We start from the raw sequence: 12,266 nt of genomic DNA on the forward strand, positions 1-12,266 counted from the left end.
TCGGGCAACGCTACGCAGTTGTTACCAGATGTGCATCTGCTACCGGGGCTGCGACCGCCACCAGGTGTGCGTCTGCCACCCGGTGCGCGTCAGCTGCCGGGCGTGCGTCAGCGGGACTGCTGGGCCGGGACGCCGGCCGCGCGCTCGTCGTCGATCGGGGAGCCGGCCGCCGCCACCGCGGCACCGGTCAGCGTCGCCAGCATCTCGCGGACGTTGGTCAGCTGCGCGTTGATCGAGTCCCGGCGGTTCGTCAGGGCCGCCAGCTCGCGCTCCGACTCGCTGCGGATCCGGTCGGCCTTCGCGTTCGCGTCGGCCACGATGTCCTCGGCCTGGCGCTGCGCGGTCTCGACCGTCTGACGGGCCCGGCGCTCCGCGTCCGTACGCAGCTTCTCGGCCTCAAGGCGGAGCTGCTCGGCGCGGTGCTCGATCTCCGCGAGGCGCTTCTCGGCCTTCGCCTGACGCGAGGCCAGGTCGCGCTCCGACTGCTCGCGACGCTTCGCCAGGTTCGTCTCGAAGTCCGCGGCGGCCTGGGCGGCCTTGGCGCGGGTCTCCTCGAAGAGGGCGTCCGCCTCCTCGCGCTTCGACTGCGCGTCCTTCTGCGCCTCGGCACGCAGCGAGTTGGCCTCGCCCTGCGCCTTCTCGACGATCCGGACGCCCTCGTCCTCGGCCTTCGACTTGCGCTCGGCCGAGAACGACTCCGCGTCGTTGCGCACCTGCTGGGCCGCCGACTCGGCCAGCTCGCGGTGCTGCTCGGCGGCGCGACGGGCCTCCTCACGCAGGTCCTTCGCCTCCTCCTCGGCGAGCCGGAGGATCTTCTCGACCCGGGCGCCGAGCCCCGCGTACGACGGCTCGGCGTCGGTGACCTGCGCCTGCGCGTTCTGCGTCTCGAGGTGGAGCTCCTCGATCCGCTTCTCCAGAGAGGTGATGCGGGACAGAGCACTGTCACGGTCGGAAACGAGCTTGGTAATGCGGTCGTCCACCTGACCGCGGTCGTAACCGCGCCGCACGAGCTCGAAGCCGAAGGGGGAGGATGTGTCGCTCATGGGTTTCCTGTCGAATGAGACCGGTGAGGTGTTAGAGGGAATCCTAGGGGCCGAAGCGGCGTGTCATCGAGCGTATGCCCGTTTGATCTGGAGAATGTCCAGCCTTTTGAGTGGCTAGCCGTCCTGGGACTTGCCACCCGAACGAGTGGACCCCGCTGAAGCGCCCGCCGCCGCGGTGGACTTCGTACCCGCAGAAGGAGTCTCGAAAGACTCCAACGCCTCCAGGACGTCCTGGACACGGGAGATCTCGGCATTGATGTCCTTGCGACGGCGCACGAGCACCTCCAGTTCGCGCTGGCCCTCCTCGATCGTCTTCTCGGCCTCGGCCTGCGCCTCGGCCCTGATCCGCTCGGCCTCCGCCTTGATGCCCTCGGCCTCCGCGACGAGCGAGGCCTTCTTCTGCTCGGCCTCCTTGAGGAGCGCCTCCGCCTTGCGGACCGCGGCGATACGGACCTTGCTCGCCTCCGAACTCGCCTCGGAGACCAGCTCCTTCGCCTTCTCCTCGGCCTCGGCGCGCTGCTCCGTCGCGGCCGTCACCAGCTTGTCGACCCGCTCGCCCGCCGTCTTCATCTGCTCGGCGTTCTCACGGCGCGCCCGCTCGTGCAGCTCCTCGATCTCGCCCTCGATCCGGCTCCGCAGCTCCTCGGCCCGGTCCCTTATGGCCGTCGCGTCGCCGCGCGCCCCGACCAGGAGCTCGTCCGCGTCCGTACGGGCCTTCTCCACCAGCGAGTTGCCCTCGACGGTGGCCTCGGCGACGATCCGCTCGGCCTCCTTGCGGGCCGCGCCGACCATCGTGTCCGCCTGCGTCTCGGCCTCGGTGGTGGCGCGCAGCGCCTCCTCCTGGGCCTTGGCCATGAGTTGGTCCGCCTGCTCGGCCGCGTCCGAACGCTTCCGGGCCCCGGCCTCCCGCGCCTCGTCGAGGGTGCGGTCCGCCTCCTCGCGGGCCTCCGACCGCATCTGCTCGGCCGCCGCCTCGGCGTTCGCCTTCAGCCGCTCCGACTCGGCACGGATCCGCTCGGCGTCCCGCTGCGCGGAACCCACCGTCGACTCCGCCTCGGCGCGCGCGTCCGCCGTGACCGCGTCGGCGAGCTCGCCCGCCTCACGGGTGACCCGCTCCGCCTCGGCGTTCGCCTCACGCGTGACCCGCTCCGCCTCGGCGTTCGCCTCACGGGTGAGGCGCTCGGCCTCGCTGGTGGCCTTGGCGAGGAGCGCGTCGGCCTGTTCGGCGGCGTCCGAGCGGCGCTTGTCGGCGGCCTTGCGGGCCTCGTCGAGGACCTGCTCGCCGTCCGCGAGTGCCGCGGCCCGCAGGGCCTGGGCGTGCGCCTCCCCGTCGATCTTGACCTGTTCGGCCTCGGTACGGAGCCGCCGGGCGTCCTGCTCGGTGGTCTCCATGAGCTCGACCGCCTCGGCGGTGAGCCGCTCCGCCTCCGCGTTCGTCTCACGGGCGAGGCGCTCGGCCTCGCTGGTGGCCTTGGCGAGGAGCGCGTCGGCCTGTTCGGCGGCGTCCGAGCGGCGCTTGTCGGCGGCCTTGCGGGCCTCGTCGAGGACCTGCTCGCCGTCCGCGATCGCCGCCGTCCGCAGCGCCTCCGCGTGCGCCTCCCCCTCGGCCTTGACCTGCTCGGCCTCGGCACGCAGCCGCCGGGCGTCCTGCTCGGCGGTCTCCACGAGCTCGACCGCCTCGGCGGTGAGCCGCTCGGCCTCGCTCGTCGCCTTCGCGAGGAGCGCGTCGGCCTGCTCGGCGGCGTCCGAGCGCCGCTTGTCCGCGGCCTTACGGGCCTCGTCCAGGACCTGCTCCGCCTCGGCGGAGATCCGGTCCGCCTCCGCGCGCGCCTCACCGACCAGCGACTCGGCACGCTCGGCGGCCTCCGAACGGATCCGGTTCGCGTCCTCCCGGGCGTCCGCCCGGGTACGGGCCGCGTCCTGCTCGGCCGAGGCGAGCGAATCCGTCGCCTCGGTCCGTACCCGCTGCGCGTACTCCGCGGTGTCCGTCCGCAGCTTCTCCGCCTCGGCGATCGCGTCCGTGACCGTCCGCTCGGCCAGCGCCTTCGCGGCCTCCGTCTCCTCCTGGGCGCGCGCCCGGACACGGCCGGCGTCCTCGGTCGCCCGCTCCCGCTCCTCGTGCGCGTCGGCGCGGACCCGGTCCGCCTCCTCCTGCGCCTCGGAACGCGTCCGCTCCGCCGCGTGCTCGGCGGCGCTGCGCAGCCCGGCGATCTCCTCCTCGGCCTGCTCGCGCAGACCCGCCACCGAGTCCCGTACCTCCTGGGCGGTGTGCTCGGCCGCGGTGACCATCTCGGTCGCCCGCGTGTCCGCCTCCTCGACCAGGCGCTGCGCCTCGACCTGCGCGTCCTCGACCCGCTTGCGGGCGGCGGCGAGCAGCTCCTCCGACTGCTCGCGGGCGTGCTCACGCTCCCGGCCGGCCTCGGAACGGGCCGACTCGAGCGTCGACTCGGCCTCCCGGCGGCGCCGTACGGCCTCCTCCTGCGCGGCGGCGAGCGCCTCCGCGGCCTCGGCCGCGACCCGCTCGGCGGCCGCCGCTGCCTCGGCCCGTACCCGGTCGGCGGTCTCCTGGGCCTCCGACCGCAGCCGCTCGGCCTCCTCGGCGGCCTCCGAGCGGAGCCGCACCGCGGCGCTCTCGGCCTCCGTACGCGTGGTGGAAGCGTCCGAAGCGGCCTCGCCGCGCAGCCGCTCGGCCTCCTGCTCGGCCTGCTCCTGGAGGGTACGGATCCGCTCGGCGGCCTCGGTCCGCAGCCGCTCCGTCTCCTCGGCGGTCTCGCGGCGGATCCGCTCGCTCTCGGCGCGCGCGTCGGTGAGCTCCTGACCGGCCGCCGCCACCTTCGCCTCGGCGTCGGTGTGCAGCCGGGTCAGCTCCTCCGCGGCCTCCGCGCGGCGCGCCTCCGCGGCCCGCTCGGCGTCCGCGCGCAGCCCGGCGGCGGCCTTCTCGGCCGCGTCCTTGACCGACTCGGCCTGCTCCTCGGCCTCGGCGCGCAGCCGCTCGGCCTCCGCGCGGGTGCGCTCCAGGGTCTCCTCGGCCTGCGTCCGGAGCGTCTGGGCGCGCTCCATGGCCTCCGACTTGACCCGCTCGCTCTCGGCCCCGGCCTTGGCGCGCAGTCCGTCGGCGTCCGTACGCGCCTTGGTGAGGAGCTCCTCGGCGGTCCTCGCCGCCTCCTCGATCTGCTGGACGGCCTCACGGCGTGCCTCGCCGCGGATCCGCTCGCCCTCGTCGATGGCCTCGGCGCGCAGCTGCTCGGCCTCGCCGCGCAGCCGGCGCGCCTCCTCCTGGAGCTCGACCGTCTTGGCGCGGTACTCCTTGGTGTCGTCCTTCGCCGAGCCGAGCAGTTCGTCGGCCTGCTCCTCGGCCTGGGCGCGCAGCCGGTCGGCCTCGGTCTCGGCCTCGCGGCGGACCCGCTCGGCCTCCTCGGACGCCTTGCGGGTGGTCTCCCGGGCGTCCTCGGACGCCTTGGTGAGGATCTCCTCCGCGTTGCGCGCGGCCTTGGCGAGCGCGGCGGCCGAGTCCTCGGCGGCGGCCGTACGGGCCTTCTCCGAGGCCTCCGTGACGAGCTTCTCCGCCTCGGCGGTCGCCTCGCGCAGCTTCTCCTCGGCCTCGGCCTTGAGGGCCTCGGCGTCCTTGGTGGCCTCGCCGACGAGCCGGGCGATCTCCGTCTTCGCGGTACGGGTGCGCTGCTCGTTGACCGACTCGGCGGAGGCGAGCTGCCGGGCGGCGGTGTCCTTGGCCTCGGCGAGGGCCTTCTCGGCCTCGGCGCGGGCGACCCGGAGCTTCTCCTCGGCCTCCTGCATGCGCTGCTCGGCGGCGCGGGAGAGCTCGGTGGCCTGCCGGCGGGCCTGGTCGGTCTCGGCGGTGGTGGTCGAGCGGAGCTGCTCGGCGTGGCTCGTGGCCTCCTGCGCCTGGCTGGACGCGGCGCTGAGGAGCCGCTCGGCGTCCTTGCGGGCGCGCAGCAGAATCGCTTCGGCCTCGGCACGGGCCGCCTCGGCGTCGGCGCCGACGCGGCGGCTGGTCTCCTCGGCGAGCCGGGTGGCCTCGGCCCGGGCGGCGGCGAGCGACTGCTCGGCCTCCGCGCGGGACTCCTCCATCAGACGGCGGGCCTGGGCCTCCGTACGGGCGCGGAGCTGCTCGGCCCAGGCGACGTTCTCGTTGACGTGCGCCTCGACGGTCTGCCGGCGCTCGTTGAGCTCCTGGTCCAGCTGCTGGCGCCGCTGGACCGCCTCGTTGTGCAGCTCGGCCTGGAGCCTGGCCTGGTGCTCGGCATGCTCCTGGAGGATGCGCTGCGTCTGCGCCCTGGCCTCCCGCAGCTCGCGCTCGGCGTCCTGGCGCAGCTGCTCGGCCTGCGCCTGCGCGTTCCGCAGCAGCTGCTCGGCCTGGTAGCCGATGTCGGCACTGTCGTACGCGGGCCTGGACGCGATGGTGCGCCGCGCCTCGTGGAGCTTGGCGCGCAAGACCTCGACCTGGTATCCGAGGTCCTCGGCGTGCTGGACGGCCTTCTCGCGCTCGGTCTTCAGCCGGTCCATCTCGGCTTCGAACCTGGCGAGATGGTCGTCTTCAGCTCGGTGGCTCTCCTGGCGTTCGTAGCCCCGCACTGCGCGGTCCATCCGTCCCCTGGTCGCAACACTCCAACGAGCACGCCCTCACGGCCGAGGACGGACCCCCGGGGGATCGTGACAGATCGGACGACCCCGACATCCCGACTTCGGTGCCGCACGGAGCGGCCCCGACCGGCCCCGGCCCGGAGTCGCCCACTCTACCGGGCCAGGAATCCGGAGGTCAGTGCTCCGCTGAGGAGTGGTCAGCAGACGGCTCGGCCGAGGTGACCAGTTCCGTGAGCACGCCGTGACAGTCCTTGGGGTGGAGGAAGGTGATCCGGGAGCCCATGGAGCCGATCCGCGGCTCGTCGTAGAGGACCCGGACGCCCTTGCCGCGGATGGCTTCGGCGTCGCCGTCGACATCCGCCGTACCGAAGGCGATGTGGTGCACGCCCTCGCCGTTCTTGGCGAGCCACTTGCCCACCGCGGAGTCCTCCCGGGTCGGCTCCAGGAGCTGGAGGTACGAGGCTCCGCCGTCCGAGGTGTCGTTGATCTTCAGCATGGCCTCGCGGACGCCCTGCTCCTCGTTGACCTCGGAGTGGAAGACCTCGAAACCGTACGTGGCACGGTAGAAGTCGACAGTCTTGTCCAGGTCGAAACAGGCGATCCCGATGTGGTCGATTCGCGTCAGCATGCCTCCAGTGCAGCGCCGGGAAGGTGGTTACGCAACGTGCGCGCCGTCACACCGGCTGCCCGGTGACCGCGCGCGGCGCCCCTCAGTACATTGGCGGTAAACCCTCGTTCACTCCTCATCCCTAGGGGCCGTGCCTCATGTCTGGAACGACCGGTACCACCTCAGTGATCGTCGCGGGCGCCCGCACGCCCATGGGTCGCCTGCTCGGCTCGCTCAAGTCCTTCTCGGGCGCGGAGCTCGGCGGCTTCGCCATCAAGGCCGCCCTCGACCGGGCCGGCATCGGCGGCGACCAGGTCCAGTACGTGATCATGGGCCAGGTGCTCCAGGCGGGCGCCGGGCAGATCCCCGCCCGCCAGGCCGCCGTCAAGGCCGGCATCCCGATGAGCGTCCCGGCCCTCACCATCAACAAGGTGTGTCTCTCCGGCCTCGACGCCATCGCCCTCGCCGACCAGCTCATCCGCGCCGGCGAGTTCGACATCGTCGTCGCCGGCGGCCAGGAGTCGATGACCAACGCCCCGCACCTGCTCCCGAAGTCCCGTGAGGGCTTCAAGTACGGCGCCATCGAGATGCTCGACTCCATGGCGTACGACGGCCTCACGGACTCCATGGAGGGCATCGCCATGGGCGAGTCCACCGAGAAGCACAACACCCGCCTGGGCATCAAGCGGCCCGAGCAGGACGAGATCGCCGCCCTCTCGCACCAGCGCGCCGCCGCCGCCCAGAAGAACGGCATCTTCGAGGCCGAGATCACCCCGGTCGAGATCCCGCAGCGCAAGGGCGACCCGGTCGTCTTCGCCAAGGACGAGGGCATCCGCGCCGAGACCACCGCCGAGTCCCTCGGCAAGCTCCGCCCCGCCTTCCCTGGTGGTGCCCCTGACAGGGCCGGGACGATCACCGCCGGCACCTCCTCGCAGATCTCCGACGGCGCCGCCGCCGTCGTCGTCATGAGCAAGGCCAAGGCCCAGGAGCTGGGTCTTGAGTGGATCGCCGAGATCGGCGCCCACGGCAACGTGGCCGGCCCCGACAACTCGCTCCAGTCGCAGCCGTCCAACGCGATCCGGCACGCCCTGAAGAAGGAGGGCCTGGGCGTCGAGGACCTCGACCTGATCGAGATCAACGAGGCCTTCGCCGCGGTCGCCGTGCAGTCAATGAAGGACCTCGGCGTTACCCCCGAGAAGGTGAACGTCAACGGCGGCGCCATCGCCCTCGGCCACCCGATCGGCATGTCCGGCGCCCGTGTGGTGCTCCACCTGGCCCTGGAGCTCAAGCGGCGCGGCGGCGGCATCGGCGCGGCGGCCCTGTGCGGCGGCGGCGGCCAGGGCGACGCGCTGATCGTGCGCGTCCCCGGCAACGGCAAGTAAGCACCCGGCTCAGGCAAGGAGCAAGCGCAGATGGTGGACGTCCCCGAACTCGTCGCCCAGGCACGGGAGGGCCGGCCGCGGGCCGTGGCCCGGCTCATCTCCCTCGTCGAGGGGGCGTCCCCGCAGCTGCGCGAGGTGATGGCGGCCCTCGCGCCGCTCACCGGCGGCGCGTACGTGGTGGGCCTGACGGGTTCCCCGGGCGTCGGCAAGTCCACGTCGACGTCCGCGCTCGTCTCCGCCTACCGGCGGGCCGGCAAGCGGGTCGGCGTCCTGGCCGTCGACCCGTCCTCGCCGTTCAGCGGGGGAGCGCTCCTCGGTGACCGGGTCCGGATGTCGGAGCACGCCTCCGACCCCGGCGTCTACATCCGGTCCATGGCGACCCGCGGCCATCTGGGCGGGCTCGCCTGGTCCGCCCCGCAGGCCATCCGCGTCCTGGACGCGGCCGGCTGCGAGGTGATCCTCGTGGAGACCGTCGGCGTCGGACAGTCGGAGGTCGAGATCGCCTCCCAGGCCGACACCTCGGTCGTGCTCCTCGCGCCCGGCATGGGCGACGGGATCCAGGCCGCGAAGGCGGGCATCCTGGAGATCGGCGACGTGTACGTGGTCAACAAGGCCGACCGGGACGGCGCGGACGCCACCGCCCGCGAGCTCAACCACATGCTGGGACTCGGCGAGGCACGGGGGGCGGGCGACTGGCGGCCGCCGATCGTCAAGACGGTCGCGGCGCGCGGCGAGGGCATCGACGAGGTCGTGGAGGCCCTGGAGAAGCACCGCGCCTGGATGGAGGAGCACGGGGTCCTCGCGGAGCGCCGCAGGACCCGTGCCGCGCGCGAGGTCGAGACCATCGCGGTCACGGCCCTGCGCGAGAAGATCGGCGACCTGCACGGCGACCGGCGCCTCGACGCGCTCGCGGAACGAATCGTGGCGGGCGGCCTCGACCCGTACGCGGCCTCCGACGAACTGGTCGCGAGCCTGACGGGCAACTGAGTCGCACCCGCGCACGGGTGCACGAGGAAGGGCCTCCCCGGTCACCCGGAGAGGCCCTTCCTCGTATGCGTACGCGTCTGCGTCTATGTCAGGTCACGGCTTGCCGCGCCGTCCGCGCAGCTGCTCGGCGACCGGCTTCAGGGACGCGTGGAGGTCACCGAGGGCGTCTCCGCCGATCTGGTCGATGAAGTGCCTGCGCACCGACTCGACGTGGTGCGGGGCGACCTTGCGCATGGTCTCCATGCCGTCGTCGGTGAGGACGGCGTACAGCCCGCGACGGTCGGACTCGCAGTTCTCACGCCGGACGAGCCCGGCGTTCTCCATCCGGGTGATCTGGTGCGAGAGCCGGCTCTTCGACTGGAGGGTGGCCGCGGCCAGATCGCTCATGCGCAGCCGCCGCTCCGCCGACTCCGAGAGGTTCACCAGGATCTCGTAGTCGTTCATCGTCAGGCCGAAGGGCTGGAGATCCCTCTCCAGCTGGTACGTCAGCATCCTCTGGACGTCCAGGAACGTGCGCCAGGCGCACTGCTCGCCGTCGCTGAGCCACGGGGTGGCGATCTCGGTCTCCATGTATGGATTCTACCTAAGAAGTTGAATGCTTGACGAAATCAGGGAGCGCACGTTCGAGTGCGTCACACTCCGCAGACTACCGCTCACAGACCGAAGCGACGCTGGAGGTCCCCCAGCTGGCCGGGAAGACGCGGTGCCGAGCCCGGGGACGCCTGGCCGGAACCGTGCGCTCCGTGTCCGCCCGGGACGCCCGCCTGGGCCGGAGGCCCGCCGATCGCACGGTCCGCCATCAGCATCTCCGTCGACTGGAGCAGCACCGTGCCCGCGCCCACGAACTCGAACTGGTGCTCCTCGCCCGAGGTGCCGCCGAGGCCCGTCAGAGCCCGTACGCCGCCCATCACGCCCGTCATGTAGCCGTGGTCGTAGTGGTGACACGGCGAAGGGCAGTCCGCCCAGCCCACCAGGGCCTGCGGGTCCACCCGCATCGGCGGCTCCATGAAGACCACGGGGCCGTTCGACGCGGCCACGAACTTGCCCGTACCGATCAGCGTCACGAAGCCCGGCACGATCGACTGCTTCAGGGCCAGCGTCGGCTGGTAGGCGAGCAGGTTCCCCGAACGGATCGTCAGGTTGCCCTGGTCCAGGTCGAACGAGTTCACGTCGAACGCCCGGTCCGCCAGCAGCATCTTCCCGCTGCCCTCGGCCACCACCCAGTCGCTCGCGTGCAGCGGCGAGTGGAAGGACGTCCGGACCAGGCGGTCCAGCCGCCCGAGCCCGATGCCGTTGAACTCGATCCGCCCGTAGTAGGCGATCATCTTGCCCTTCTGCAGGAACCACTGGGAGCCCTTGAGCTCCACGCAGAAGGTGTACGGGTTCACGTTGTCGTCCGACGGCAGGGTCGTCGGGTCGTGGATCACGGGACCGGTCACAGCTTCTCCTCCGAGGCCTGCACGTACACCGCACCACTGCCGCTCAGCTCCAGCTGGAACGCCTCGCCCGAACCGCGCCCCACCATGTCGCGCCAGCCCAGCGCGGTGGACAGCTTGTTCCGTACGTCGCCGTGGTGGGCCACGTACGCCTGCGGGTCCACGTGGACCGGGCGGCCCGGGGTGATCGGCAGCTCGATGACGCCGCCGTGGGCCATGACGGCCACCGCGCCGTGACCCTTGAGGGTGGTGGTGAAGAGGCCCTGGCCGGTGACCTGGCCGCGGACCATGCCCATGACCCCGCCCTGCGAGCCCATGAACATCGTGCCCTGTTCGAGCGTGCCGTCGAAGGCGAGCAGCCGGTCGGCCTCCACGTACAGGGTGTCGCCCGTCAGGCCGATCACCTGGATGTGGTGGCCGCCGTGCCCGAACATCACCGTGCCGTTGCCCTCGACGGTCATCAGCGGCGTCGCCTCGCCGGCCACCCGGCGGCCGATCATCGACATCAGGCCGCCCTGGCCGCCCGCCGTGTTCGGCGTGAAAGTGACGTCGCCGCGGTACGCGAGCATCGCGCCGCGCTGGCTGAACATCCGCTGCCCGGGGATGACGGTCGCCTCGACCATCTTCGAGTTGATCTCGCGGAACGGCATCAGACGTCGCCCCCGATCGTGTTCCGCTCGCTGGGCTGGACGTAGACAAGACCGTCGCCCTCGAAGCGGATCTGGAAGGCCTCGCCGCCGCCCTCGCCCATGAAGGTGCGGAAGGTCACACCGGACTGGAAGTGCTGCTGGAGGTTGCCCTGGTGCGCGATGTACGCGCCGGGGTCGACCTGGAGCGGGTACTGCGGAGTCACCCGCAGCACGACCGCCGGGCCGTCGGACATGAGCGCCGCCTGGCCCGTGCCCTCGACCGTGGTCGTGAACAGGCCGTTGCCGGTGGCGCCGCCACGCAGCCCGGTGAAGGTCGTACCGGTACGGAGCCCCGCGTCGGTGCAGAGCAGATTGCTCGCCTCGACCCAGAGCTTCTCGCCGTGCAGGCTGACGAGGTTGATCTCGGAGGCCCGGTCGGCGAACCAGCAGGTCCCCTGGCCGCGTACCTCCATCACCTCCATCTGCTCGCCGGTGAGCCGGCGGGTCACCATGCCGCGCAGGCCCTCACCACCGCCACTCATCTTCTTGAACGCCATCTGGCCGTCGTAGGCGACCATCGAGCCGTTCTTCGCCTTGACGGCGTCGCCTGTCAGGGAGACGGCGAGCACTTTGCTGCCTTGGAGTCGGAACGTTGCTGCCACCCGTCGAAGGTACTGGGGACCCGGATAAAGAGACAGCAAAGTCGGCGTGCACAATGGACGGGCCCTTGTGCATCCGTTCACAAGATCCCGTTCAAAGATCGAACGAAGGTGACCCCCTCCGTGGACATCAAGACCGCTTCCTCCCTCCACCGGCTCCGGCTCGTCTCCGCGCCGGAGGCCGTCTCGTTCCTGCTCCTGCTGGTCTGCTCGGTGCTCAAGCGGACGACGGACTTCAACGCGGTGCCGGTCATGGGTGCGATCCACGGCGTGCTGTTCATCCTCTACGTCCTGTTCTGGCTCGACGCCTGGAACCGCACCAAGTGGAGCTTCGGCACCGCCGCCCTCTACTTCGCCCTCTCGGTGCTGCCCCTCGGCGGCTTCTACGCCGAGCGGAAGCTGAAGCGCGAGGCCGAGGCCGCGGTCATCGCCTCCCGCGCCCGCGCCGCGGCCTCCGACGGCGCGGTGAAGGCGTGATCGTCGCGTTCTCGGTCACCCCGCTGGGCGTGGGTGAGGAAGTCGGCGAGTACGTCGCCGAGGCCGTCCGGGTCGTCCGCGAGTCCGGCCTCCCGAACCGCACCGACGCCATGTTCACGTCCATCGAGGGCGAGTGGGACGAGGTCATGGACGTCGTGAAGCGTGCCGTCGCCGCCGTGGAGGCCCGTGCGCCGCGCGTCTCGGTCGTCATGAAGGCCGACATCCGCCCCGGTGTGACGGACGGCCTGACCTCGAAGGTCGAGACGGTGGAGCGCCACCTCGGCGCCTGACGCCACGAAGTCCGCGTCGAAGCCCCCGGTCCTGTTCCTCAGGGCCGGGGGCTTCTTCGTATCCCATGGTTGAGCGACCGCTCAAAATCGGTTACCTTCAGCCGCAGGCGGTTTTGAGCAGTCGCTCAAGATGCCGGATGAGCTGGGAGAACAC

Annotated in this window: 11 protein-coding genes; 4 read left to right on the forward strand and 7 right to left on the reverse strand. The window is 71.8% G+C overall.

Annotated features, from left to right (window positions below; translation table 11 throughout):
• Window positions 1-107 precede the first annotated feature (107 nt).
• The 3 genes from ACIRB7_RS25480 to mce all read right to left on the reverse strand — a co-directional run bounded on the left by ACIRB7_RS25480 (window position 108) and on the right by mce (window position 6,273).
• Window positions 108-1,043, reverse strand: coding sequence for a cellulose-binding protein (locus tag ACIRB7_RS25480; protein WP_351215259.1), 936 nt, complete (start codon window positions 1,041-1,043; stop codon window positions 108-110).
• 114 nt (window positions 1,044-1,157) lie between these two features.
• Window positions 1,158-5,636 carry a polarized growth protein Scy gene (scy, locus tag ACIRB7_RS25485; protein ID WP_403603259.1) on the reverse strand — a complete coding sequence of 1,493 codons (4,479 nt, stop codon included), beginning with the start codon at window positions 5,634-5,636 and terminating at the stop codon, window positions 1,158-1,160.
• Window positions 5,637-5,820: 184 nt separating this feature from the next.
• Entirely contained in the window at window positions 5,821-6,273 is a 453-nt protein-coding gene (gene mce / locus ACIRB7_RS25490) for a methylmalonyl-CoA epimerase (protein ID WP_403602878.1), read from the reverse strand.
• A 137-nt stretch (window positions 6,274-6,410) separates the two neighbouring features.
• Between mce and ACIRB7_RS25495 the strand changes: the two genes are divergently transcribed.
• Together ACIRB7_RS25495 and meaB are read left to right on the forward strand one after the other, a co-directional pair.
• Window positions 6,411-7,634, forward strand: a complete 1,224-nt coding sequence (locus tag ACIRB7_RS25495; RefSeq protein WP_403602880.1) for an acetyl-CoA C-acetyltransferase — start codon at window positions 6,411-6,413, stop codon at window positions 7,632-7,634.
• Window positions 7,635-7,664: 30 nt separating this feature from the next.
• Window positions 7,665-8,621: a methylmalonyl Co-A mutase-associated GTPase MeaB gene (gene meaB, locus ACIRB7_RS25500; RefSeq protein WP_403602882.1), complete on the forward strand. Its 957-nt coding sequence runs from the start codon at window positions 7,665-7,667 to the stop codon at window positions 8,619-8,621.
• 93 nt (window positions 8,622-8,714) lie between these two features.
• Here meaB and ACIRB7_RS25505 read toward each other — a convergent pair whose 3' ends face one another.
• The 4 genes from ACIRB7_RS25505 to ACIRB7_RS25520 all read right to left on the reverse strand — a co-directional run bounded on the left by ACIRB7_RS25505 (window position 8,715) and on the right by ACIRB7_RS25520 (window position 11,348).
• On the reverse strand, window positions 8,715-9,191 hold the full coding sequence (locus tag ACIRB7_RS25505; protein ID WP_403602884.1) for a MarR family winged helix-turn-helix transcriptional regulator: 477 nt from the start codon (window positions 9,189-9,191) through the stop codon (window positions 8,715-8,717).
• A gap of 83 nt (window positions 9,192-9,274) precedes the next feature.
• Window positions 9,275-10,060, reverse strand: a complete 786-nt coding sequence (locus ACIRB7_RS25510; RefSeq protein ID WP_403602886.1) for an AIM24 family protein — start codon at window positions 10,058-10,060, stop codon at window positions 9,275-9,277.
• Window positions 10,057-10,707 (reverse strand): AIM24 family protein, encoded by a 651-nt coding sequence (locus tag ACIRB7_RS25515; RefSeq protein ID WP_351215245.1) that lies wholly within the window; start codon window positions 10,705-10,707, stop codon window positions 10,057-10,059. The genes ACIRB7_RS25510 and ACIRB7_RS25515 overlap by 4 nt, the downstream gene beginning before the upstream one ends.
• The gene (locus ACIRB7_RS25520; RefSeq protein ID WP_403602888.1) at window positions 10,707-11,348 is read right to left on the reverse strand and encodes an AIM24 family protein; all 642 of its coding nucleotides are present in this window, start codon (window positions 11,346-11,348) and stop codon (window positions 10,707-10,709) included. Before ACIRB7_RS25520 ends, ACIRB7_RS25515 begins: the two co-directional genes overlap by 1 nt.
• 120 nt (window positions 11,349-11,468) lie before the next feature.
• Here ACIRB7_RS25520 and ACIRB7_RS25525 point away from each other — a divergent pair, with 120 nt between their 5' ends.
• Together ACIRB7_RS25525 and ACIRB7_RS25530 are read left to right on the forward strand one after the other, a co-directional pair.
• A complete protein-coding gene (locus ACIRB7_RS25525) occupies window positions 11,469-11,822 on the forward strand; it encodes a DUF3817 domain-containing protein (RefSeq protein ID WP_403602890.1) in 354 nt (117 codons plus the stop codon).
• Window positions 11,819-12,112, forward strand: a complete 294-nt coding sequence (locus ACIRB7_RS25530; RefSeq protein WP_056644158.1) for an MTH1187 family thiamine-binding protein — start codon at window positions 11,819-11,821, stop codon at window positions 12,110-12,112. The genes ACIRB7_RS25525 and ACIRB7_RS25530 overlap by 4 nt, the downstream gene beginning before the upstream one ends.
• Window positions 12,113-12,266: the final 154 nt, after the last annotated feature.

It is taken from the genome of Streptomyces sp. NPDC093795 (genome assembly GCF_044764665.1).
GTDB lineage: Bacteria > Actinomycetota > Actinomycetes > Streptomycetales > Streptomycetaceae > Streptomyces.